The 23,071-nt window shown below is 61.2% G+C and carries 18 protein-coding genes and 1 pseudogene; 10 read left to right on the top strand and 9 right to left on the bottom strand.

Features of this window, described 5'->3' with window-relative positions; all coding sequences use genetic code 11:
- Positions 1 to 10 precede the first annotated feature (10 nt).
- From AB4O36_RS06520 to AB4O36_RS06510, 3 genes are all read left to right on the top strand, one after another.
- Complete coding sequence (locus AB4O36_RS06520) at positions 11 to 943, top strand: LysR family transcriptional regulator (protein ID WP_460141296.1); 933 nt, start codon at positions 11 to 13, stop codon at positions 941 to 943.
- Positions 944 to 1,127: 184 nt separating this feature from the next.
- Positions 1,128 to 1,529 carry a MerR family transcriptional regulator gene (locus AB4O36_RS06515; RefSeq protein ID WP_460141295.1) on the top strand — a complete coding sequence of 134 codons (402 nt, stop codon included), beginning with the start codon at positions 1,128 to 1,130 and terminating at the stop codon, positions 1,527 to 1,529.
- A gap of 134 nt (positions 1,530 to 1,663) precedes the next feature.
- Entirely contained in the window at positions 1,664 to 2,563 is a 900-nt protein-coding gene (locus AB4O36_RS06510; RefSeq protein ID WP_460141294.1) for a hydroxymethylglutaryl-CoA lyase, read from the top strand.
- Between the two features lie 668 nt (positions 2,564 to 3,231).
- Here AB4O36_RS06510 and AB4O36_RS06505 read toward each other — a convergent pair.
- Positions 3,232 to 4,929 carry an AMP-binding protein gene (locus AB4O36_RS06505; protein ID WP_460141293.1) on the bottom strand — a complete coding sequence of 566 codons (1,698 nt, stop codon included), beginning with the start codon at positions 4,927 to 4,929 and terminating at the stop codon, positions 3,232 to 3,234.
- A gap of 180 nt (positions 4,930 to 5,109) precedes the next feature.
- Here AB4O36_RS06505 and AB4O36_RS06500 point away from each other — a divergent pair, with 180 nt between their 5' ends.
- From AB4O36_RS06500 to AB4O36_RS06485, 4 genes and pseudogenes are all read left to right on the top strand, one after another.
- Complete coding sequence (locus tag AB4O36_RS06500) at positions 5,110 to 6,273, top strand: isovaleryl-CoA dehydrogenase (RefSeq protein ID WP_460141292.1); 1,164 nt, start codon at positions 5,110 to 5,112, stop codon at positions 6,271 to 6,273.
- Between the two features lie 95 nt (positions 6,274 to 6,368).
- Positions 6,369 to 7,973: a carboxyl transferase domain-containing protein gene (locus AB4O36_RS06495; protein WP_460122614.1), complete on the top strand. Its 1,605-nt coding sequence runs from the start codon at positions 6,369 to 6,371 to the stop codon at positions 7,971 to 7,973.
- A 128-nt stretch (positions 7,974 to 8,101) separates the two neighbouring features.
- Complete coding sequence (locus tag AB4O36_RS06490; protein WP_460141291.1) at positions 8,102 to 8,914, top strand: gamma-carboxygeranoyl-CoA hydratase; 813 nt, start codon at positions 8,102 to 8,104, stop codon at positions 8,912 to 8,914.
- Positions 8,914 to 10,862: pseudogene (locus tag AB4O36_RS06485) on the top strand (acetyl/propionyl/methylcrotonyl-CoA carboxylase subunit alpha). The gene AB4O36_RS06490 and the pseudogene AB4O36_RS06485 overlap by 1 nt, the downstream one beginning before the upstream one ends.
- Positions 10,863 to 10,902: 40 nt before the next feature.
- On the opposite strand, the gene AB4O36_RS06480 reads toward AB4O36_RS06485, so the two are convergent.
- Positions 10,903 to 11,550, bottom strand: coding sequence for a LexA family protein (locus tag AB4O36_RS06480; RefSeq protein WP_460141290.1), 648 nt, complete (start codon positions 11,548 to 11,550; stop codon positions 10,903 to 10,905).
- A gap of 129 nt (positions 11,551 to 11,679) precedes the next feature.
- Here AB4O36_RS06480 and AB4O36_RS06475 point away from each other — a divergent pair, with 129 nt between their 5' ends.
- Positions 11,680 to 12,024 carry a DUF6124 family protein gene (locus AB4O36_RS06475; RefSeq protein ID WP_460141289.1) on the top strand — a complete coding sequence of 115 codons (345 nt, stop codon included), beginning with the start codon at positions 11,680 to 11,682 and terminating at the stop codon, positions 12,022 to 12,024.
- Between the two features lie 443 nt (positions 12,025 to 12,467).
- Here AB4O36_RS06475 and AB4O36_RS06470 read toward each other — a convergent pair whose 3' ends face one another.
- From AB4O36_RS06470 to AB4O36_RS06450, 5 genes are all read right to left on the bottom strand, one after another.
- Positions 12,468 to 13,532 (bottom strand): 2,3-butanediol dehydrogenase, encoded by a 1,065-nt coding sequence (locus AB4O36_RS06470; protein WP_460126623.1) that lies wholly within the window; start codon positions 13,530 to 13,532, stop codon positions 12,468 to 12,470.
- Between the two features lie 90 nt (positions 13,533 to 13,622).
- Positions 13,623 to 14,735, bottom strand: coding sequence for an acetoin dehydrogenase dihydrolipoyllysine-residue acetyltransferase subunit (locus tag AB4O36_RS06465; RefSeq protein ID WP_460141288.1), 1,113 nt, complete (start codon positions 14,733 to 14,735; stop codon positions 13,623 to 13,625).
- Positions 14,732 to 15,751, bottom strand: coding sequence for an alpha-ketoacid dehydrogenase subunit beta (locus tag AB4O36_RS06460; protein ID WP_460141287.1), 1,020 nt, complete (start codon positions 15,749 to 15,751; stop codon positions 14,732 to 14,734). The genes AB4O36_RS06465 and AB4O36_RS06460 overlap by 4 nt, the downstream gene beginning before the upstream one ends.
- A gap of 33 nt (positions 15,752 to 15,784) precedes the next feature.
- Positions 15,785 to 16,762, bottom strand: coding sequence for a thiamine pyrophosphate-dependent dehydrogenase E1 component subunit alpha (locus AB4O36_RS06455; protein WP_460141286.1), 978 nt, complete (start codon positions 16,760 to 16,762; stop codon positions 15,785 to 15,787).
- Entirely contained in the window at positions 16,740 to 17,879 is a 1,140-nt protein-coding gene (locus tag AB4O36_RS06450; RefSeq protein WP_460141285.1) for an ATP-NAD kinase family protein, read from the bottom strand. Before AB4O36_RS06450 ends, AB4O36_RS06455 begins: the two co-directional genes overlap by 23 nt.
- 284 nt (positions 17,880 to 18,163) lie before the next feature.
- Between AB4O36_RS06450 and AB4O36_RS06445 the strand changes: the two genes are divergently transcribed.
- Complete coding sequence (locus AB4O36_RS06445; RefSeq protein WP_460141284.1) at positions 18,164 to 20,089, top strand: sigma-54-dependent Fis family transcriptional regulator; 1,926 nt, start codon at positions 18,164 to 18,166, stop codon at positions 20,087 to 20,089.
- A gap of 35 nt (positions 20,090 to 20,124) precedes the next feature.
- Positions 20,125 to 21,276 (top strand): M14 family metallopeptidase, encoded by a 1,152-nt coding sequence (locus AB4O36_RS06440; protein ID WP_460141283.1) that lies wholly within the window; start codon positions 20,125 to 20,127, stop codon positions 21,274 to 21,276.
- A gap of 55 nt (positions 21,277 to 21,331) precedes the next feature.
- Here AB4O36_RS06440 and AB4O36_RS06435 read toward each other — a convergent pair whose 3' ends face one another.
- Both AB4O36_RS06435 and AB4O36_RS06430 read right to left on the bottom strand, forming a co-directional pair.
- A complete protein-coding gene (locus tag AB4O36_RS06435) occupies positions 21,332 to 21,877 on the bottom strand; it encodes a cytochrome b (RefSeq protein ID WP_460141282.1) in 546 nt (181 codons plus the stop codon).
- A complete protein-coding gene (locus AB4O36_RS06430; RefSeq protein ID WP_460141281.1) occupies positions 21,874 to 22,947 on the bottom strand; it encodes a catalase family peroxidase in 1,074 nt (357 codons plus the stop codon). The genes AB4O36_RS06435 and AB4O36_RS06430 overlap by 4 nt, the downstream gene beginning before the upstream one ends.
- Positions 22,948 to 23,071: the final 124 nt, after the last annotated feature.

Below are 23,071 nucleotides of genomic sequence, written 5' to 3'. Positions count from 1 at the left end.
GTGAAGCGCAATGAATCTGAGCAAGGTCGACCTCAACCTTTTCATCGTCTTCGACGCGATCTACACCGAAGCCAACCTGACCCGTGCCGGGCAAATCGTCGGCATCACTCAACCGGCGGTGTCCAATGCCCTGGCGCGCTTGCGTGAGACCTTCAACGACCCCCTGTTCGTGCGTACGGCCCAGGGCATGGTGCCCACGCCGATGGCCCAGAACATCATCGGTCCGGTGCGCAATGCCCTGTCATTGCTGCGCGTGTCGGTCCAGGAGAGCCGGATCTTCAACCCGTTGCAGGCGGTCAAGACCTATCGCATCAGCATGACCGACCTCACCGAGGCGGTGATCCTGCCGCCGCTGTTCCAGCGCCTGCGTCGCCTGGCGCCGGCAGTGATCATCGAGAGCTTCCTGGCCAAACGCCGTGAAACCACCAAGGAACTGGCGGCCGGGCGCCTGGATTTCGCGGTGGATGCGCCGCTCAACACCGACCCCCAGGTGCGTCACGTCAAGCTGATGGAAGACCGCTACGTGTGCGCGATGCGCAAAGGTCACCCACTGGCGGGCAAGGACAAACTCACCCTCGATGATTACCTGGGCATGACCCACGTGCATATTTCCAGCCGTCGCAGCGGCCTTGGCCATGTCGACCTGGCGTTGGGCAAGATGGGCATCCAACGCAAGATTGCCCTGCGCTCCCAGCACTACCAGATGGCCTCGCAAGTGTTGCAGCAAACCGACATGGTCATGACCGTGCCGGAGCGCTTTGCGCGCCGTAACGATCTGCTGGCCTTCAGCGTACCGGTCAATGACGTGCCGCCGGTGGAAACCCATCTCTATTGGCACGAAAGCACTGACCAGGATCCGGCCAACCGCTGGATGCGCGAGCAGATGATCGAGTTGTGCCAGCAGGTGACGGCACAAGAGAGAAAGCTGGAGAAGGTGGTGTAGGGTTTTGGATCGGGGCGGTCCTATCGCGAGCAGGCTCGCTCCCACAGAAATCAGCGCCGTTAAACAATCCCCTGTAGGAGCGGGCTTGCCCGCGATGAGGCCAGCAACACCCCCGACTCCAGACCCTTGACGTATACGTCAAGCAACCTTTAGCTTAGCGCCATGACCTTCTTCGAGCGCTTCCATGAGCAGCCAGACCTATAGCATCTCCGATCTCGCCCGCGAACTCGACATCACCACGCGGGCCATCCGCTTTTATGAAGAGCAAGGCCTGCTCACCCCTGAGCGCCGTGGCCAGGAACGCATTTACTCGCCACGGGACAAGGTCAGCCTGAAACTGATCCTGCGCGGCAAGCGCATCGGTTTTTCCCTGGCCGAATGCCGCGAGTTGATCGAGCTTTATGATCCGTCCAGCGGTAACACCAAGCAGTTGCACAGCATGCTGGCGAAAATCACCGAGCGCCGGGAACAGCTCGAACAACAGTTGCTGGACATCGAACAGATGAAACTGGAACTCGATACGGCCGAAGAGCGCTGCGTACAGGCGCTGGAGCAAACGCTCAAGAGCCAGCAAGCCATCCAATAACCACCCTCCCCCCTGTAGGCGCGAGCTTGCTCGCGATGCAAGCCCAGGCACCGCAGCCGTTCAGGCGACCGCCATCGTCGGAACGCCGCCCGGAGCAAGCTCGCTCCTACAGAAATGAACATAGGACTCAAGCCATGCCCCTACCCTCCCACGTACGCCTGGTCGAAGTCGGTCCTCGCGACGGTCTGCAAAACGAAGCCCAACCCATCAGCGTCGCCGACAAGGTGCAATTGGTCGATGCACTGACGGCCGCAGGCCTTGGTTATATAGAGGTCGGCAGTTTCGTATCGCCCAAATGGGTGCCGCAAATGGCCGGTTCCGCTGACGTCTTCGCACAGATCCAGCGCAAGCCGGGCGTCACCTACGGTGCGCTCGCCCCCAACCTGCGCGGCTTTGAAGACGCACTGGCCAGTGGGGTCAAGGAAGTCGCGGTATTTGCAGCAGCGTCCGAAGCGTTTTCCCAGCGCAACATCAATTGCTCGATCAAGGAAAGCCTGGAGCGCTTCGTGCCCATCATGGACATGGCCAGGCAACACGGCGTTACCGTGCGCGGTTACGTGTCCTGTGTGCTGGGCTGCCCTTATGAAGGCGAAGTCATGCCGGAACAAGTGGCGTACGTCGCTCGTGAACTCTACGCCATGGGCTGCTATGAGGTCTCCCTGGGCGACACCATCGGTACCGGCACGGCGGGGGCAACGCGCAAGATGTTCGACGTGGTCTCGGCCCAGGTACCGCGCGACAAACTTGCTGGGCATTTTCACGACACCTATGGCCAGGCGATGGCGAACATCTATGCCAGCCTGCTGGAAGGGATTTCGGTGTTCGACAGCTCTATCGCCGGCCTCGGCGGCTGCCCCTACGCCAAGGGTGCCAGCGGTAACGTCGCGACCGAAGACGTGGTTTACCTGCTCAGCGGCCTGGGTATCGAAACCGGCATCGACCTCGACGCGCTGATTCGCGCCGGTCAGCAGATCAGCGCAGTGCTGGGACGCCCCACTGGTTCGCGCGTGGCCAAGGCCCGTAGCGCACAGTGAGTGCGCGGGTGTTACCGCACCGGTCACGGTGCGGGGTAAAAGCGAGTAACACGGAAACAAATTGTCGGGGTTTGCCTGAGAGAAAAATCCCACAAAATATTATGTTATTGATTTCAAAGGATTTTTAAAAGTTGGCACGGCTTCTGCTATCTCTATGGCATAACAAGAATAAAAAGCAGCAAACCAATAAAAACAAGACGAAACGACTCTGACATAACAAAAACAACACGGCAGAGACGCAGCTAACAGATTTTTTTGGAGAAGGTGTGCTTTTCAGGGTGCTTCGCGAAGTTACCCGCAACCGGGCAGAGAACAATAAAACTACCTTCAGGTAGCTACCGAACGGTTGGATCGCTCAGCGAGAAAGTAGATCAGCGCTCAAAAAAATACGTTTGCTCTTGATCCCGGATGGGGATCGCCAAAAACAGCGACAAAGGGTCACGGTTACCAAAAACAAAAACAGACCGCCCCTCAATAATAAAAAAAGAGCACGCGCAACGAAAATTAAAGGGGAGCCTCGGCTCCCCTTTGTGCTGTCTGGCGTTCAGGTTTTCACTCGGTCAAATGTGGGAGCGGGCTTGCTCGCGAAGGCGGTGGGTCAGTGTTCACATGCATCGACTGACACACCGCCTTCGCGAGCAAGCCCGCTCCCACAGGGGGAACTGCCCTCAGCCCTGGCTGACTCGCAACTCCTCGATACTGATCTCCCGCATGCGAAACTTCTGGATCTTGCCGGTCACGGTCATCGGAAACTCTTCGACGAACTTGAAGTAACGCGGCGTCTTGAAATGCGCGATGCGCTCCTTGCACCAGGCTTGCAGCTCTTGATCCGTGGCGCTGTGGCCGGGGTGGAACTTGATCCAGGCGACAATCTCTTCGCCATAGCGCGAACACGGAATGCCAATCACCTGCACGTCCGCAACCGCCGGGTGGGTAAAAAAGAACTCTTCCAGCTCACGTGGATAAATATTCTCACCGCCGCGAATGATCATGTCCTTGTTGCGTCCGGCAATGCACACGTAGCCTTCGTCGTTCATGCTCGCCAGATCGCCGGTGTGCATCCAGCCAGCCTGATCGATTGCCTGCGCCGTGCCTTCAGGGTTGTTCCAGTAACCCAGCATCACGCTATAACCACGGGTACAAAGCTCACCGATGGTGCCGCGGGGCACCAGGTTGCCAGCCTCGTCGATGATTTTGCTTTCCAGTTGCGGCTGCGTACGCCCCACCGTGGTCACGCGCAGCTCCAGGTCATCCGACGGACCGGTCTGCATCGACACCGGGCTGGTTTCCGTCATGCCGTAGGCAATCTGCACTTCACTCATGTGCATTTCACTGATGACCCGGCGCATCACTTCGATCGGGCAGGTCGCGCCGGCCATGATGCCGGTGCGCAGGGTCGACAGGTCGAACTCGGCGCGCTGGGGCTGGTCGAGCAAGGCGATGAACATGGTCGGCACGCCATAGAGTGCGGTGGCTTTCTCTTGCGCGACGGTGGTCAGGGTCAACAGGGGATCGAAAGCATCATTGGGGTAAATCATCGTGGTGCCATGGGTGATGCAGCCGAGGTTACCCATGACCATGCCAAAACAGTGGTAAAGCGGCACCGGGATCACCAACCGATCATTGGCAGTCAGACCAAGGCTTTCGCCAACCATGTAACCGTTGTTGAGAATGTTGTAGTGACTGAGGGTCGCGCCCTTGGGGAAACCGGTGGTGCCGGAGGTGTACTGGATGTTCACCGGCTGGTCGAAATGCAGGCTGTCCTGACGTTCGCGCAGTCGCTCGGCGGATACACCCGTCGCGAGATCAGCCAACTGCGACCACGGCAGGAAACCCGATGGGGCCTGCGAATCAAGGCTGATGACGCCGCGCAGGTCCGGCAAACGTTCACTTTGCAACTGCCCGATGGATTGCTCGGCCAGCTCGGGCACCAGGCCCTGGATCATGGCGTGATAGTTGGAGGTCTTGAACGAACCTGCGCACACCAGCCATTGGCAGCCAGACTGCTTCAATACGTATTCGAGTTCGGAGCTGCGATACGCCGGGTTGATGTTGACGAGGATCACGCCGATCTTCGCGCTGGCAAACTGACTGATGCACCACTGCGCACAATTGGGGGCCCAGATCCCGAGGCGATCACCGGCCTGCAACCCCAACGCCAGCAGTGCCCGCGCATGCAGGTCTACCGCCTCGGACAACTGACGCCAGGTGTAGCGCAACTGCTGATGGCGCACGACCAGCGCCTCCCCTTCCGGGTACTGCACGACGGTGTTATCGAACGCCTGACCGATGGTCATCGCCAGCAAGGCTTTGTCCTGGGAACCACGGGTGTAACTGCGTTGCGGACCTGCACTGGGTTGAGCCATGACGACCCCTATTGTCTTTTTTGTGGGTTGTTTTTGTACATTGACCTGACCCTACTGTCGCTCAAGTTGACGTTAACGTAAAGGGTGATTGACAGCCATTCGTCACAGGCTTACGTTAACGTAAAGGTGAGAGCCGGATCACTGCCCTCCCCACCCTACAAAAAAGCCAAAAGGTGACCCATGCGCTACCCATCCCTGAACTTTGCCCTCGGTGAAACCATCGACATGCTGCGCGATCAGGTTCAGTCCTTCGTCGCCAATGAGATCGCACCGCGCGCCGCTCAGATCGACAGCGACAACCTGTTCCCCGCTGACCTGTGGCGCAAGTTCGGCGACATGGGCCTGCTCGGCATCACCGTGCCGGAAGAGTACGGCGGCGCCGGCCTGGGTTACCTGGCCCACGTCGTGGCCATGGAAGAAATCAGCCGTGGCTCGGCATCGGTGGCACTGTCCTACGGCGCGCACTCCAACCTCTGCGTCAACCAGATCAACCGCAACGGCAACCACGAGCAGAAAACCAAATACCTGCCCAAGCTGATCAGCGGCGAGCACATCGGTGCCCTGGCCATGAGCGAACCGAACGCCGGCTCCGACGTGGTCTCGATGAAATTGCGCGCCGATAAACGTGGCGACCACTACGTGCTCAACGGCAGCAAGACCTGGATCACCAACGGCCCGGACGCCAACACCTACGTGATCTACGCCAAGACCGACCTGGAAAAAGGCCCCCACGGCATCACCGCCTTCATCGTCGAGCGCGACTGGAAAGGCTTCAGCCGCAGCAACAAGTTCGACAAGCTCGGCATGCGCGGTTCGAACACGTGTGAGCTGTTCTTCGATGACGTCGAGGTGCCGGAAGAAAACACCCTCGGCGTGCTCAACGGCGGCGTGAAAGTGCTGATGAGTGGCCTCGACTACGAGCGTGTCGTTCTTTCCGGCGGCCCGACCGGGATCATGCAGGCCTGCATGGACCTGATCGTGCCGTACATCCACGACCGCAAGCAGTTCGGCCAGAGCATCGGCGAATTCCAGCTGATCCAGGGAAAGGTCGCCGACATGTACACCCAACTCAACGCCAGCCGAGCCTACCTGTACGCCGTTGCGCAAGCCTGCGAACGCGGCGAAACCACGCGCAAGGACGCCGCCGGCGTGATCCTCTACAGCGCCGAACGCGCCACGCAAATGGCCCTCGACGCGATCCAGATCCTCGGCGGTAACGGCTACATCAATGAATTCCCGGCGGGTCGCCTGCTGCGCGACGCCAAGCTGTACGAAATCGGCGCAGGCACCAGTGAGATCCGCCGCATGCTGATCGGTCGCGAACTGTTCAACGAGACGAAATGAATTTCGTCAGCTATCAGCCGCAAGCTACAGCTGCAAGAGAACAGCTTTTACTTGTGGCTGCAGCTTGCCGCTCACAGCTGCTTACGGAGTAAGCCATGATCCTGCATACCCAGCTCAACCCCCGCTCCGCTGAGTTCGCCAGCAACAGCGCGGCGATGCTCAAACAGGTCGACGCCCTGCACACCCTGCTCGCGCAGGTGCAGCAAGGTGGCGGCCCGAAGGCACAGGAACGTCACACCTCACGCGGCAAACTGCTGCCTCGCGAACGCATCAATCGCCTGCTGGATCCGGGCTCACCGTTTCTGGAGATCAGCCAACTGGCGGCCTACGAGGTGTACGGTGAAGACGTGCCGGCCGCCGGCGTGATTGCCGGCATCGGTCGCGTGGAAGGCGTCGAATGCATGATCGTCGCCAACGATGCCACCGTAAAAGGCGGCTCGTATTACCCGCTGACCGTGAAGAAACACTTGCGCGCCCAGACCATCGCCCAGCAAAACCGACTGCCGTGCATCTACCTGGTGGACTCCGGTGGCGCAAACCTGCCGCGCCAGGATGAAGTGTTCCCGGACCGCGAGCACTTCGGGCGGATCTTCTTCAACCAGGCCAACATGAGCGCCATGGGCATCCCGCAAATCGCGGTGGTCATGGGCTCGTGTACTGCCGGGGGTGCTTATGTACCGGCGATGGCGGACGAAGCAATCATGGTGCGCGAACAAGCGACCATTTTCCTCGCCGGCCCACCGCTCGTGAAAGCGGCGACCGGCGAAGTGGTCAGCGCCGAAGACCTCGGCGGTGCCGATGTGCACTGCAAAATCTCCGGTGTCGCTGACCACTATGCCGAAAGCGATGAGCACGCCCTGGCCATCGCCCGGCGCAGTGTGGCCAACCTGAATTGGCGCAAACTCGGTGAAGTGCAGCAACGCACGCCCATCGCCCCGCTCTACGCCAGTGATGAGCTGTACGGCGTCGTTTCGGCGGACGCCAAGCAACCGTTCGACGTGCGCGAAGTGATCGCGCGGCTGGTGGACGGCTCGGTATTCGATGAGTTCAAGGCACTGTTCGGCACGACGCTGGTGTGCGGCTTCGCGCACCTGCACGGGTATCCGATCGCGATCCTCGCCAACAACGGCATTCTCTTCGCCGAAGCGGCGCAAAAAGGCGCGCACTTTATCGAGCTGGCGTGCCAGCGTGGGATTCCATTGTTGTTCTTGCAGAACATCACCGGTTTCATGGTCGGCCAGAAATACGAGGCCGGCGGTATCGCCAAGCACGGAGCGAAACTGGTAACGGCCGTGGCCTGCGCCCAGGTGCCGAAATTCACCGTGATCATCGGTGGCAGCTTCGGCGCCGGGAACTACGGCATGTGCGGCCGCGCCTACGATCCGCGTTTCCTGTGGATGTGGCCGAACGCACGCATCGGCGTGATGGGCGCCGAGCAGGCCGCAGGCGTATTGGTGCAGGTCAAGCGCGAACAGGCCGAACGCAGTGGCCAGGGCTTCAGTGCCGAGCAGGAGGCCGAGATCAAGCAACCGATCCTCGACCAATACGAAGAACAAGGCCACCCCTACTACTCCAGTGCGCGCCTGTGGGACGACGGTGTCATCGACCCGGCGCAGACCCGCGACATACTGGCCCTGGCCTTGTCCGCGTCGCTGAACGCGCCCATTGAACCGAGCCGCTTCGGCGTGTTCCGGATGTGATCCTGCCCTCTGTAGGAGCGAGCATGCTCGCGATGGTAGCCCAGACACCGCGGGTCATCAGACAGCCAGCGTCATCGTTGACGATCATCGCGAGCATGCTCGCTCCTACAGAATAAAGAGTGCAAGCCATGAACGAATTCAAAACCCTCGAACTGCTGAACGACCCAAGGGGTTTTGCCACCCTGTGGCTCAGCCGCGAAGAAAAGAACAACGCCTTCAACGCCGAAATGATCCGTGAACTGATCCTCGCTCTGGACAAGGTCTCGGCCGATCCACACCTGCGCTTCCTGCTGGTACGTGGTCGGGGCAAGCACTTCAGCGCCGGCGCAGACCTTGCCTGGATGCAACAGTCTGCCGAACTCGACTATCACACCAACCTCGATGATGCCCGGGAACTGGCGGAATTGATGTACAACCTGGCCAAGTTGAAGATCCCGACCCTGGCCGTGGTGCAAGGCGCCGCGTTCGGCGGCGCGCTGGGTCTGATCAGTTGCTGCGACATGGCCATCAGCGCTGATGACGCGCAGTTCTGCCTGTCGGAAGTACGCATCGGTTTGGCGCCGGCGGTGATCAGCCCTTTCGTGGTGCAAGCCATCGGCGAGCGCGCGGCCCGTCGCTACGCCCTGACCGCCGAGCGCTTCAGCGGACAACGGGCACGCGAGCTTGGCCTGGTGTCGGAAAGCTTTCCATCGGCGGAGCTGGAAGCCAAGGTCGAGCAATGGGTCGACAACCTGCTGCTCAACAGCCCCGCCGCCATGCGCGCCAGCAAGGACCTGCTGCGCGAAGTCGGTCACGGTGCGCTGACCCCGGCGCTGCGCCGCTACACCGAAAACGCCATCGCCCGCATCCGTGTCAGCCCCGAAGGCCAGGAGGGCCTGCGCGCCTTCCTGCAAAAACGTACACCGAATTGGCAAACACCCACCACCAAGGAGCCGCGTTGATGAGCACACCTGTGATTACCTCTCTGCTGGTGGCCAACCGTGGTGAAATCGCCTGCCGGGTGATGCGCACCGCCAAGGCCCTGGGCCTGACCACCGTGGCCGTGCACAGCGCCACCGACCGTGATGCCCGGCACAGCCGCGAAGCGGACATCCGCGTCGACCTGGGCGGCAGCAAGGCCGCCGACAGTTACCTGCAAATTGACAAACTGATCGCCGCCGCCAAGGCCAGCGGCGCCCAGGCGATTCATCCGGGTTATGGTTTTCTGTCCGAGAACGCCGGCTTCGCCCGCGCGATCGAAGCGGCCGGCCTGATCTTCCTCGGCCCGCCCGCCTCGGCCATTGATGCCATGGGCAGCAAATCCGCAGCCAAAGCCTTGATGGAAACCGCTGGCGTGCCGCTGGTGCCCGGCTACCACGGCGAAGCCCAGGACCTGGACACCTTTCGTGAGGCTTGTGAACGGATCGGCTACCCGGTGCTGCTCAAGGCCACGGCCGGTGGCGGCGGCAAGGGTATGAAGGTGGTCGAGGACGTCAGCCAACTGGCCGAAGCCCTGGCCTCGGCGCAGCGTGAGGCGCAATCCTCGTTTGGCGATTCGCGGATGCTGGTCGAGAAATACCTGCTGAAACCGCGTCACGTGGAAATCCAGGTCTTCGCCGACCAGCACGGTCACTGCCTGTACCTCAACGAGCGCGATTGTTCGATTCAGCGCCGCCACCAGAAGGTCGTCGAAGAAGCCCCCGCCCCAGGCCTGAGCCCGGAGCTACGACGCGCCATGGGCGAAGCGGCCGTGCGTTCGGCGCAGGCCATCGGTTATGTCGGCGCCGGCACCGTTGAGTTTTTGCTGGATGCCCGAGGCGAGTTTTTTTCATGGAGATGAACACGCGCCTGCAAGTCGAACATCCGGTCACCGAAGCCATCACAGGCCTCGACCTGGTGGCCTGGCAGATTCGCGTCGCTCGTGGCGAAGCGTTGCCGATGACCCAGGATCAAGTGCCGCTGAACGGGCATGCTATTGAAGTGCGGTTGTACGCCGAAGATCCGGGCAATGATTTCCTGCCGGCCACCGGGCGTCTGGAGTTGTATCGCGAATCCGCCGAGGGCCCGGGGCGACGGGTCGACAGCGGCGTCGAAGAAGGCGACGAGATTTCACCGTTCTACGACCCGATGCTCGGCAAGCTGATCGCCTGGGGCGAGGATCGTGAACAGGCACGCCTGCGCCTGTTGAGCATGCTCGACGAGTTCGCGATTGGCGGGCTCAGGACCAACATCAGTTTCCTGCGCCGCATCATCGGCCACCCGGCGTTCGCGGCGGCCGAGCTGGACACCGGGTTTATCCCGCGTTACCAGGACCAACTGCTGCCGGCACCGGCAGAACTCAGCGAGGCATTCTGGCAAGCCGCCGCGCAGGCATTTGCGCAAAGCCAGCCACAGGCCATTCGCGCAGATGACCCGGGTTCGCCTTGGGCCAACGGCAACGGAATGCGCACCGGCTTGCCGTCGGAAATCACCCTGCACTTGAGTTGTGACGGTCAGGACCGGTCGCTGACATTGAGTCATGCCGGCACGGCGCAACTCAAAGGCGAACAGCTGTCAACCGAACACGATGGCCTGCGCCGCCAGCACCGGGCAATCCGTCGCGGCGGTGTCGTGCATGTGCAATGGGAAGGCGAGTGGCGCCGCGTCGAGACCTACGACCCCATCAGCGCGGTCGAAGCCAGCCACAGCCACCAGGGCGGACTGACTGCGCCCATGAACGGCAGCATCGTGCGGGTGTTGGTGGAAGCCGGGCAAACGGTCGAAGCCGGCGCGCAACTGGTGGTGCTGGAAGCGATGAAAATGGAGCACAGCATTCGTGCGCCGCACACCGGGGTGATCAAGGCGCTGTATTGCCAGGAAGGCGAGATGGTCAGCGAAGGCAGTGCGTTGGTCGAGCTGGAAGAGGCGTGAAAATCAGGATCGGTCCTACGCTTTGCGAGGACCGATCTGATTAGAACTTGGCCGTTGCCTGAACCACCACGCCGATAATTCGGCAGTCCTGTGTGAAAAGAGCTTTCGGATAGGTCGGATTGAGCGGGACCAGATAACGCTGCCCGCCTTCTTCGATCAACTTGCGAAAGGTCGCCTCAGTGCTGTCGCGCCATTGCGCAATCACCAGTTTTCCGGGCTCCGGCACAATGGCCGGATCCACCAGAATCATCATGCCTTCGGCAACACTGACACCACTGGGTGCGGTCATGGCGTCGCCCATCACCGTCAACCAGAACGCCGCGCCCTGTGCGTGATAGTCGGTGAGTTCGAATCGCCCCTTGTCGTAGACAACAGCCTCGTTTTCACGCACCTCGCAGGACTCGCGCCAATTGCTCACCGGGTAACGGAAGTACGGGTTGTACTTTCTCACCAGGTCCTGGCTTTCCTCCCTGGACGCATCCGGTTCGCGGATAACCAGTGCCACTTCGAGAAAATCCATGCCGAGCGCCTTGAGCACCCGATTCATGTCTTCGATTCCGGGCTGGCGACGTTTGTTGAGCCAGTGACCGACGCCACCCTGGGACATCCCGAGGCGGTCGGCGAGTATCTCCTGAGTGACGTTGAGTTCACTCATCTTGGCCTTGACCAATTCAATCCATTTATCCATGAGCGGCACGATACGTCGCGGCATTCCGGGTTCAAAACACAAAATGTAGTATTTAAATCAAAGATACAAATACAGTTCGTATTATGATCGCATCACGGATCTGAATCCATCACGGAGCTTGCCATCACCATGACTTTCCTTAATCAAGAACTGCCCGACCTGCAAATCGATGCGTCCCTCACCTCCCCCCAAGGCTCAGCCGCTGCACAGCGTGCGCTGGATTATTACTTGAAACCGGTTGTGTCCGATGAGGTGGTGGTGGAAGAGCGCTTTTTTGATGTGAATCGTAATGTCACCAGCGAGGAGGCACTGGTGCGTGCGTCAGACCTGCTGCGCTGCGCTGCCGCCACCGCAAGCGAGTCGGCGAATCATCTGCAGGGTGCTCATCGTGATCTGGCGTATTCGACGGTGCACATGATCGATATGGCCAAGGCGTTACTGGACCGATCACTGGACGGGATTCATCACGGATGATGTAGACGGGGCATTGCGAGGGACGCGAGGAAAAAATTTTCAATCGCGTAGATAAAATCGTTTGACTTGCAAACGAGAATGATTATTATTGCAAGCAACTGGTCGCGAGATCAGTCGATTGTCCAAGTGACCTTAGGTCGGTCTCTTGGACCATCTCCTCATCAGGCTAATCACGGTTTTTGACCCGGCTTTTTGCCGGGTCTTTTTTTTGCCAGTTTTTTTCTGGCTTGACCTTCAGGCTAATGAAGTCTTTGGATGTTGCAATGGCGCGGATGATATCAAAAGAATGTCTGTTGGCAAGTCACGCCGAGCAACGACAGTCCTAAACCAGGCATTAATACTTGAGAATCAATCTCAAATTCAATAAGATCCACGCCAGCGTCAAGGAGGACGCCCCCGCTACGGCGAAGGACGCCCACCAGAGGCCAACTTCTCATAACCGCTCAGACGCGTGCTGGCGACACAATGATTTTCACGTTGTGCTCCTTGTTGTTCACCAATTCCTCGAACCCCTGCCCCACGATCTGTTCCAGTTGAATGCGCCCCGTCACCAATGGTGTGATGTCCAGGCGGCCGTCGGCAATGAACGCTATGACATCAGCAAACTCGCCGTTGTAGGCCAGCGCACCCAGTACCTGTTTTTCGGTGGCGACCAATTCGAAGAAATTGAATTCGCTGGGCTCTTCGAAAATCCCCACCAAAATGCACTTGCCCGCCTTACGGATCAGGTCGATGGCCAATTTGGCAGTGTTCTTGTTACCGATGCATTCAAAACTGACATCGGCCCCCAACCCTGCGGTCAATCGTCTGACTTCGGCCAGAGCATCGCACTGGCTGGGATCGAGCACGTGGCTGGCGCCCACCTCCAGCGCCTTGGCCTTGCGTGCTGCGGACATTTCCAGGGCAATGACCTGAGCCGCGCCCGCCGCCTTGGCGCACATGATCGTACACAGGCCGATGGTGCCCGCACCCACGACCACAACGTTTTGCCCCAGTAGGCTCGTGGCCTTTTTCACCGCGTGCATGCCCACTGCCAGGGGCTCGATCAGCGCTCCCGCTTCGGGCGGGAAATGGGCGGGCAGCTTGTACAACAGGTTGGCCGGCACGTTGACCAGCTCGGCAAAAGCACCGTTGTTCATCAGCCCTGTGAACGCCAGGTTCTCGCAAATGTTGTAGAGCCCGTGGGTGCAGTAATAACAATGACCGCAATGCTGGCAGGCATCCGCCGCGATCTGCTCACCGACGCTAAACCCTTCGACGCCAGCGCCGAGCTCGACAATTTCGCCGCAGAACTCATGGCCAAGGATGCACTGGCCCTTGATGCCCGTCAGCGGGTGCGGGGCATCAACTGGAATGAACACCGGGCCAGCTACGTATTCGTGCAGGTCCGACCCGCAGATACCGCACCAGTGCACGCGAATTTGCACCCAGCCGGCCGGTGGCGAGACAGGCAAAGGCACGTCTTCGACGCGGATATCGTGGCGACCGTGCCAAACGGCGGCACGCATGCTGCGGGTGGAAAGATCGGTAAGGCTCATGGCAATTCTCCTGAAAGTCAGCGGTACGCGGCGCCCCGCACGCAGGACGCCGGACAAATGTCAGAGGGGTTGCAAAAAATCCAGGATCAGGCGGTTGACCTGTTCGGCCGCCTCCATCTGCACCATGTGCGCCTGACCGGGCAGGACCTCCACACGGGCCGGCAACCCGGCGCTATGGCGCACTGGAATGATTGCGTCGTCACTGCCCCAGATCAGCAGTACAGGTTGACGGGCATCTTCGATCACCCCCCGCAGATCCACCTGCTGCCGGCCATCGGCAAACACAGCCTCAAGCAATGCGCGCAGCGCGCTATCAACGCCCTCCAGACGTTTGTACTTGAGCATGTCTTCAAGCATCTGCCGGTTGACCAGCTCTGCATTGGAGAACAACTTGATCAATTGAGGCTTGAGGGCATTGCGATTGCTCGCCTGGGCAAATCCCTGGAGATAGTCACCGTTGATGTCTTCGCCCAGGCCAGCACTGGCGATCAGCACCAACGAGCGCACACGCTGGGCTGCCAGGCGCGCCGTGTTGAGCGCCACGGCGCCGCCCATGGAGTGGCCGACGAAATGCGCGGCAGGGATGTCCAGATGATCGAGCAATGCCAACACCACCTCGCTCAATTCATCGAGATCGCCACGTTCCAGCTTTTTGCCCGATTCACCATGCCCCGGCAGATCGAGGGCGATCACCCGCCGCCCCGCCGCCAGTGCCTCGTGATTGAACAGCCAGTTATTCAGATCGCCGCCAAAGCCGTGCACCAGCACCACAGGGATACCGCCTTCGCCCCGTTCGAAGTAGCGAATCAGACGACCGCCCAGCTCGACCTTCTGCGGTGTGGGCCCGGCATCTTCCTCGGCGCCGTCACCCGCAACGAACGAGGCCTGGAACTGCTCGACCAGCGCATCGATTTCGGCTTCGCTGGCTTCGCCCTCCACCACGATACCCAACAGCGCCCCCACCGGAAGCGTTTCATCAGGGCGGGCGATCTGCCGACGCAATACACCCGAGAACGGCGCCTCGACGCTGCTGGAAATCTTGTCGGTCTCCACGTCCAGCACTTCGTCGCCCTTGGCGATGACCTGCCCTTCTTCCTTGAGCCAGACATCGACCCGGCCTTCGGTCATCGACAAGCCCCATTTGGGCATGGTCAGGGTATGGATCTGGCTCATGAATGTGCGCTCCACTCGATCAACTTGAGCACCGCTGCCTCGATCTTCGCCGCGTCGGGAATGTACAGGTCCTCCAGAGAGTCGGAGAAAGGCACCGGCGTATGCGGCGCCGTCACCATTTCGATGGGCGCTTTTAGCGAAGCAAAGGCCTTTTGCGCGACCAGGGCGCTGATATCAGTGGCCACGCAGCAGCGTGGGTTGGCTTCATCGATGACCACCAGACGCCCGGTTTTTTCCACGCTTTCCAGGATGCTGTCTTCATCCAGAGGGCTGGTGGTGCGCAGGTCGATCACCTCGCAATCGATGCCACGCCCCGCCAGGTTGCGGGCCGCATCCATGGCGGTGTTGACGGTCTTGCCATAGGACACCAGCGTCACGTCCTTGCCATCACGCAGGAAATTGGCCTCACCGAATGCAATGCTGTAGAGCTCTTCCGGGACATCACCCTGCAGGCTGTAGAGCATTTTGTGCTCGCAGAAAATCACCGGGTCATTGTCGCGGATCGCCTGGATCAGCAAGCCCTTGGCGTCATACGGCGACGACGGGCACACAATCTTCAAGCCAGGAATGTGCGTCCACAATGAGGTCAACATCTGCGAATGCTGGGCCGCCGCACGCAAGCCGGCGCCGACCATGGTGCGAATCACCAGGGGCGTGGTGGCCTTGCCACCGAACATGTATCGAAACTTGGCCGCCTGGTTGAGGATCTGGTCCAGGCAGCAGCCGGCGAAGTCGACGAACATCAACTCGCACACCGGACGCATACCCCGGGTGGCCGCGCCCACGGCCGCGCCGACGTAGCCGATTTCCGACAGCGGCGTATCCAGCACCCGACCGGGAAACTGGTGATACAGGCCTTTGGTCACGCCCAGCACGCCGCCCCAGGCGTCATTCTCACCGGGGGCACCGGCACCACCGGCGACATCCTCGCCCATGATGAACACACTGGGATCACGGCCCATCTCCTGGGCCAGTGCCTCGTTGATTGCCTGCTGGTAACTGATTTTTCTCGCCATGATGAAGTTCTCGATTCTTGTTATGGAAGGCGTTCAGGGATAGGACACGTAGACGTCAGAGAGCAGATCGGCTGGGCTGGGTTTGGGGTCGGACTTGGCCTTGCACACGGCGTTTTCGATCAGCAGTTCGACCTCGCTGTCGATCTGGTCCAGTTGACCAGGCAGGACAACACCGGCGCGCACGGTGCGTTCGCGAAACTGCATCAGGCAGTCCTTATGCTCGCGAAAATGCTTGACCTCATCCGGTGCCCGATAGGTCTGGGCGTCGCCTTCGAAGTGACCGTAATAACGGGTCAGTTTGACCTCGATCAGCGAGGGTCCCTCTCCCGCCCGGGCGCGTTCGACGGCGGCGCCTGCCGCTTCGTGCACGGCGAAGAAATCGAAACCGTCCACCGTCACACCAGGCATGCCGAAGCCGGCCGCCCGGTCGGCGATGTGATCGCAGGCCACGGACCAGTTGGACGCGGTGGCCTCGGCGTAACCATTGTTCTCGGCCACGAACAGACAAGGCAGGTTCCACACCGAAGCCATGTTCATCGCCTCGAACACCGCACCTTCGTTGGAGCCGCCGTCACCGAAGAACACCACGGCAACGCTGTCGGTGCCCTTCAGCCTGGCCGCCAGCGCCGCGCCCACCACCAGCGGCGCGCCAGCCCCGACGATACCGTTCGCACCCAGCATGCCTTTCTCGAAGTCGGCGATGTGCATGGAACCGCCCTTGCCCTGGCAGACCCCGGTCTTCTTCCCGTAGATCTCGGCCATCATTCCGTAGACATCCACGCCCTTGGCAATGCAATGACCATGGCCGCGGTGGTTGGATGCAATGCAATCGTCGTCGCCCAAGTGCGCCATGACTCCGGCGGCAGACGCCTCCTCACCGGCATACAGATGGACAAAACCGGGAATCTCGCCCGTGGCGAACTCCACATGCAGGCGCTCTTCGAATGCGCGGATAGTGCGCATGACCCGATAGGCATGCAGCAATTGGTCAGCAGTCAGCTGTGTCGACATTTTTATTCTCCAGGGTGTCTTGGTTTCTGTGATCAACGTTCATGGGATGCAGCGGATGTTCGCGCCCGATGGCCAGCAGTCGCTCGCGTGCGGCGTAGGCCAGAACCGCATCGACATCGATGCTCAAGGGCCCTGCGTGATCGAGGGTGACGGTAGGCCGGTCATGGACGTTGAACTCGATTTCGCGCTCGCCATCCAGGGCCAGCGTGCCGCTGGACAGGCACAGGGCGGTGGCGACACCCGGCTCCAGACTGCCGGCGGCGGCCACTGCGCAGCCCTGCAGCAGGCCCGGTGCAAGGGGCACCAGCAACGCATCGGGAGATCGTGGGTCCAAACGCATCCACGCGCCGCAAGGTGCCTGACGCGATACGGGCCACCACAATCCGCACAATGCGGAAATGCCAATCGATTGAGGTTCGGCGAAGGTCACGAACACCTCCGCCAGATCGGCGCCATGACTGATGGCCCGGGCGCCGACAAAGGGCAGCGAAGAGACCGCCACGTCTACCAGGGCGATCTCGCACAAGCGGCGATTCGCCTCTCGTACCAGCAAACGCTTGTTGCGGCGCAAGGCAATCTCGCTCGGCACCTTGCCGGTGACGTATAGCCCGCCCGCCAGGCCGGCGCTGGTCGCTTCACGCAGCTGCGGGAAGGCGTTGTTGGTCCCCGTGGACAGCGTCAGCAACGGGATATCGCCCACCTCCGCAGCCACTGCCTTGTGCGTGCCGTCGCCGCCCAGGACCGCGATCAGTGCCACCCCGCGCTCGGCCATCCAGCGTGCGGCCTGGCGGGTATCTTCGACACTCTGGCGCAGCGTCAGGTCCATGAATTCCACCGTCGGCCAATGCCCGTCCCGCGCCTGGCGGCCCTGGCTGTTCTTCTGCACGGCGGCGGCGATGCCCGTCATGTCCGTCGGCATCAGCACCCGCTCGACGCCAGTGGCGCCGAACGCCGCGAGCAGGCGCTGGATCACCGACACCTTGTCGGTACTGGAGAACAGCCCGGCGTTGGCGGTCAGACGCCGTACGTCTCGCCCCGACGCAGGGTTGGCAATGATGCCGACGGTCAGCGGTGTTCCAAGCGAACCGGCGGTGGGACCGGCAGACTGGCTGGGCATGGGTGGCGCACCTTTTTTATTCTTGATGGCCGGTGCTTGAGCAAGGCCGGTGCCAGGTCCGCCAAAACCGCCTCCAGAGCCCGATGCAGAGCCCTCGCGTCGATAAAACAGGCGTGCGCGGACAAGCCCGTTTGAGACGTGTCATATCAGGCTGCACGAACGCGCGCCCGGTGCGTGAGACATCGCGTCTCAGCGAACGCCGGGTTTGCTTCAGTGCTTGTCGAAGGGTCATCAACGGCGCTTAATGTCGGCACAACTAAAAGAAGATCGAATCGGAGGCCTTAATGCTTTCCGCACATTCCAGGGCGCACGTCGATTGCGTCAGCCGTGTTTTGAAAAACGCCGGGCATCTGCCCCAGTTGCCGGTTCCGGACCTGATACTCGACTCCTGGCGCCGTTCCATGGAGCAACACCATCTCGACCCGGGTTCGCTGCAAGGGCCGCGGATCCTTTCGCAGAACGTGCTGCAGGAATGCCGCGAGCGCTCCGACCTGTTCCTGCGCATCGCCAGCGAGGAAGTGGCCCGCCTGCATGGCCGCGTGCGAGACGCCGACTATTGCGTCCTGCTCACCAACGCCCAGGGCCAGACCATCGATTACCGCGTCGAAACCTCGATTCGCAACGATTGCCGCAAGGCCGGCCTGTACCTGGGGACCTGCTGGTCGGAAGGTGAAGAAGGCACGTGCGGCGTGGCGGCGGTCCTCAATGCACGAACCCCGGTGACCGTACACAAACGCGATCACTTTCGCGCAGCGTTCATCGGCCTGACCTGCTCGGCGGCCCCGGTGTTCGACCCGCGGGGCGAACTGCTTGGCGTGCTCGATGTGTCGGCCGTTCGCTCGCCCGATGATCGCCGTTCCCAACACCTGATCCGGCAGATGGTGGTGCAGAGCGCACGTGAGATCGAACAGGCATTCTTCATGAGCAGCGCCCAGGGCTACTGCGTATTGCGCGCGCACAACAACCAGGGTTACGTCGACAGTCAACCCGATTACCTGCTGGCCTGGGATGATGACGGCTGCCTGCAGGCGTTGAACCCGGCGGCGCGCCAATGGTTGCTGCAGCGTTTTGAGCAACTGCCGCAGCACATCGACCAGGTGTTCGATCAGCAGATATTGCATCGAGCCCGAGACGGATCCTTGTGCCTCCTGCCGGATCGCAACGGTCAGCCGCCGCTGCACGCCCGTCTTAGCCTGCCTCGGCGCAGCCCGCCGGCCCCTGCGCGCCCGGCACTGGCGCCGGTCGAGCTCGATCCGCGCCTGGAAGAAAGCCTGCGCCTGGCGGTACGGGTCAAGGACCGCAACCTGCCGGTGTTGATCCAGGGCGAGACCGGCTCGGGAAAGGAAGTGTTCGCCCGACACCTGCACCAGGCCAGTCGACGTCGCGACCGCCCTTTCGTCGCGCTCAATTGCGCAGCGATTCCGGAAAGCCTCATCGAAAGCGAATTGTTCGGCTATGTCGCCGGCGCCTTCACCGGCGCGGCGAACAAAGGCATGCAGGGCCTGCTGGAGCAGGCCAACGGCGGCACCTTGTTCCTCGATGAAATCGGTGACATGCCGCTGGCCTTGCAAACCCGGCTGCTGCGCGTGCTCGCCGAAGGCGAAGTGGCACCATTGGGTGCATCACGGCGCAAGGTCGTCGACATTCAGGTGATCTGCGCCAGCCACCGGGACCTGGAAGCATTGGTCGCTGCAGGCGAGTTTCGCGAAGACCTGTATTTTCGCTTGAACGGGGCACGCTTTCAGTTGCCCCCCTTGCGTGAACGCAGCGACCGCCTGACCCTGGTCAACCGCATCCTGGCACAAGAGTCACCGCCCGATGCAGCCCCGATGCAACTGGCCAGCAACGTGCTGGAATGCCTGTTGAATTACCGTTGGCCGGGCAATGTACGCCAACTGCGCCATGTCCTGCGCTATGCCTGCGCGGTGTGCGATACGCAACTGATCCAGCTCGACCACCTGCCCGAGGCCTTGCGTGGCACCGCGATGGAGAGTGCAGTCGGCCATGCCTGCGGCGAGCACAGCGCGAGCCCGGAACGCCAGGCGCTGCTCGACGCGCTGGTGCGACATCGCTGGAAGCCTGCGGCCGCCGCCCGCTCGCTGGGGATTTCCAGGGCTACCCTGTATCGGCGGGTACATCAACACGGCATCGACATGCCGGGAAGAAGTCGGGACACGCTGACTGATCTCAATTGCGTTCCCAGGGTGTAAAGTAGCCGCCATAAAAATCATATTCAGGAAATGATATGACCCTGGCCAAATCCTCCTTGAGCATCACCTCGAACTTCGACAGCGGCAACATTGAAGTGCTGGACCTCAGCAATCCGCTGCAACCGCTGCTGGCCATCAGGCCAGACACTCGCAGCCCGCACTTCCAATGGTTTCACTTCAAGGCCAGCGGCCTGCATGTCGGCCAGGAGCACTGGTTCCGCCTGAGCAACGCGAGCAAATCCTCCTACAACAAAGCCTGGACCGGCTATCAGGCCGTGGCCTCCTACGATCATGTGAACTGGTTCCGCATACCGACCATTTTCGAAGGCGATGCCCTGCGCTTCAGCCTTGAAGCCACTGCCACCCATGCCTGGTTTGCCTATTTCGAACCCTACAGCCGCGGCCGCCATGACTGGCTGATCGAGCAGGCGCTGACCAAGGCCGGCACCGAACTGCTGGCCACCGGCAAGAGCATCGAGGGTCGGGACATCCAACTTCTGCGCAAAGGCACGGGCGCCGAGGGCCGGCGAAAAGTGTGGATCATTGCCCAGCAGCACCCCGGCGAGCACATGGCCGAATGGTTCATGGAAGGCGTGATCGAACGCCTGGAACATCAGGACGATGCGGTGTTGAATAAACTGCTGGCCAGCGCCGACCTGTATCTGGTGCCGAATATGAACCCGGACGGCGCTTTCCACGGTCACCTGCGCACCAACGCCATGGGTCAGGACCTCAATCGTGCCTGGCAGAATGCGAGCCCGGAGATCAGCCCGGAAGTGTTCTTCGTCCAGCAGCAGATGGAACAGTATGGCGTCGACCTGTTCATCGACGTCCACGGCGACGAGGAGATCCCCCACGTATTCACCGCCGCTTGCGAAGGCAACCCCGGCTACACGCCGCGCATCGAGAAGCTTGAAGAGGATTTTCGCAATCACCTCAAGCACACCACCAAGGACTTCCAGACCCAACACGGCTACGTGCGTGACGAGCCGGGCAAGGCCAACATGACCCTGGCCTGCAACGCCGTTGGCCAGAAGTACGACTGCCTGTCCCTGACGCTGGAAATGCCGTTCAAGGACCACGACGACCACCCCAACCCGCTCACCGGCTGGTCAGGCAAGCGTTCGAAGCAGTTGGGCAAGGATGTACTGACGACGGTGGCGGAGATGGTCGGCAGGTTGCGTTGATCCCGCGACAGTAAAAACGCCGCCCCGGTCCGAGGGCGGCTTTTTTTTGTGGCAATCAACCGCGATCCTTACCCCGCAACATGCTGTCCAGCACCCCATCGCGCCGCACCCAGCCATGGAACAGCGCTGCCGCCAGATGCACCAGCACGGTGAGGAACAGCAGGTACGCGAGATAGCCGTGGGCCTTGCGCAGGAACGCGAACAGCGATGCGTTGGCCGGCATGATCGAAGGCAGTTGCAACGAGCTGCCGAGCATCACCGGCTCGCCCGAGGCCGAGATCATCGCCCAGCCGAGCAGCGGCAACACCAGCATCAAGACGTACAGCAGGACATGCGAAGCCTTCGCCGCCAGCACTTGCCAACCGGGCAGGTCCGCAGGCAGCGGAGGTTGTCGGGTGGAGAACCGCACGGCGAGGCGCACGATCACCAGCAGCAAAATGGCCACGCCCAACGGCTTGTGCAGATGAATCAGCCACTCATGGCGCTCGGACACGGACGCGACCATGCCGGCACCGATAAACAGCATCGCGATGATCATCAGCGCCATCAGCCAGTGCAGCAGCCGCGCCAGTGGAGCGAAGTGGTTGGGTTGGGCGCTCATTGTTGAGCCTCCTGTTTGGCGGCAGGCAATTGGCTGACTTCGCTGGTGCGACGCAGGTAGGAATTGGCGTAGCCGGCGGAACGTGCGGCGAGCAATGGGTCGTCGGAACCCTCGATGCCGGCCGGCAGCACCAGCGGGTCGTAATTGATGTCGCGGCATTCGCCATCGAGCTGCGGTTGGGTGCTCTCCAGTACCAGGGTGCCGGCGTTAATCACCTTGCGCCCTTCGGGCCAGGGCTTGCTGGCGTCGTTGGTGGGGTCGCCGGGGTTGGCCAGCGTGATCATCAGTTGCCACCGCAGTGGGCCCGTGGCGATCCTCTGCACCAGGTCCTTCTCGAGATAATCGCTGCCTTGCGGTGCCATCGCACCCGGCGCGTCCTTGGCCACCGGCACCATATTCCAGCGCACCGCCTGTTTTTGCCCGGTCGCGTTGACCAGGTAAAACGCGTTGACGCTGTTGTAGTTCTCCGTCACGTAACTCGCCGAGGGCTTCGCCGTTTTCACCCAGGCCAGAAACGGCGCGGTTTCTGGATGCGAGGCAAAAAACGCCGGCACCGCGGCCGGGTCCGGTTTGCCTGTGGCGGGTAACGGCGACAGGGCCTGCTGGAACTGGTAGAACGCCTCGGGCGTGCCCACCGGGAACACCGGCATGCTGTTCATCCCGGTGCGCCACTGTTGGCCATTGGCCTGGGTGAAGCGCAATGCCAGGCTGCGAATCGGCACCGCACCATCCGGCGCATAAGGACTACCGGCAGGCAAGGCGAAGCGCCCGACCACCGGGGTGCGAGCCTCGTTGAACACCTGCGCGGTGGAATAGCTGCGCGCCTCGCCGCTGCTCTCGAAATGCCCGATCACGCACACGCCCTTGGCATGGTTGCGACGAAAACCGGGATGCACGCCATTGTTGGTTTCCAGCACGTTGACCAGTTTCTTCGGCGTCAGGCGTTGTGGGTCGAAGGTTCCGTTGACGTAGGCGAACGCCCCGGCGACGGCACCGACCACCACGGCGATGGCAGCCAGGCGCAACACCAGGCTCGTGCCACTCAAAGGCGGTGATGAGCGATCTACCATGAAAAACTCCAGGGCCTGCGGCCATGAGTGAGAAGAATCAGGCAGACGCACCGCCTGCAGGTTTATTCCATCACCCGGTATTTATTTTTCCAGGCGTGGAATAACCTCGGCTTCCGGGCGTCTC

This window comes from Pseudomonas sp. S2_E01 (assembly GCF_054668365.1).
This window is presented reverse-complemented; position numbering and strand designations above follow the sequence as displayed.

Bases quoted from the DNA above. Each gene is read 5' to 3' on its own strand.
- AB4O36_RS06520 (WP_460141296.1), top strand. From the start codon at position 11: ATGAATCTGAGCAAGGTCGACCTCAACCTTTTCATCGTCTTCGACGCG.
- AB4O36_RS06515 (WP_460141295.1), top strand. From the start codon at position 1,128: ATGAGCAGCCAGACCTATAGCATCTCCGATCTCGCCCGCGAACTCGAC.
- AB4O36_RS06510 (WP_460141294.1), top strand. From the start codon at position 1,664: ATGCCCCTACCCTCCCACGTACGCCTGGTCGAAGTCGGTCCTCGCGAC.
- AB4O36_RS06505 (WP_460141293.1), bottom strand. From the start codon at position 4,929: ATGGCTCAACCCAGTGCAGGTCCGCAACGCAGTTACACCCGTGGTTCC.
- AB4O36_RS06500 (WP_460141292.1), top strand. From the start codon at position 5,110: ATGCGCTACCCATCCCTGAACTTTGCCCTCGGTGAAACCATCGACATG.
- AB4O36_RS06495 (WP_460122614.1), top strand. From the start codon at position 6,369: ATGATCCTGCATACCCAGCTCAACCCCCGCTCCGCTGAGTTCGCCAGC.
- AB4O36_RS06490 (WP_460141291.1), top strand. From the start codon at position 8,102: ATGAACGAATTCAAAACCCTCGAACTGCTGAACGACCCAAGGGGTTTT.
- AB4O36_RS06480 (WP_460141290.1), bottom strand. From the start codon at position 11,550: ATGGATAAATGGATTGAATTGGTCAAGGCCAAGATGAGTGAACTCAAC.
- AB4O36_RS06475 (WP_460141289.1), top strand. From the start codon at position 11,680: ATGACTTTCCTTAATCAAGAACTGCCCGACCTGCAAATCGATGCGTCC.
- AB4O36_RS06470 (WP_460126623.1), bottom strand. From the start codon at position 13,532: ATGCGTGCCGCCGTTTGGCACGGTCGCCACGATATCCGCGTCGAAGAC.
- AB4O36_RS06465 (WP_460141288.1), bottom strand. From the start codon at position 14,735: ATGAGCCAGATCCATACCCTGACCATGCCCAAATGGGGCTTGTCGATG.
- AB4O36_RS06460 (WP_460141287.1), bottom strand. From the start codon at position 15,751: ATGGCGAGAAAAATCAGTTACCAGCAGGCAATCAACGAGGCACTGGCC.
- AB4O36_RS06455 (WP_460141286.1), bottom strand. From the start codon at position 16,762: ATGTCGACACAGCTGACTGCTGACCAATTGCTGCATGCCTATCGGGTC.
- AB4O36_RS06450 (WP_460141285.1), bottom strand. From the start codon at position 17,879: ATGCCCAGCCAGTCTGCCGGTCCCACCGCCGGTTCGCTTGGAACACCG.
- AB4O36_RS06445 (WP_460141284.1), top strand. From the start codon at position 18,164: ATGCTTTCCGCACATTCCAGGGCGCACGTCGATTGCGTCAGCCGTGTT.
- AB4O36_RS06440 (WP_460141283.1), top strand. From the start codon at position 20,125: ATGACCCTGGCCAAATCCTCCTTGAGCATCACCTCGAACTTCGACAGC.
- AB4O36_RS06435 (WP_460141282.1), bottom strand. From the start codon at position 21,877: ATGAGCGCCCAACCCAACCACTTCGCTCCACTGGCGCGGCTGCTGCAC.
- AB4O36_RS06430 (WP_460141281.1), bottom strand. From the start codon at position 22,947: ATGGTAGATCGCTCATCACCGCCTTTGAGTGGCACGAGCCTGGTGTTG.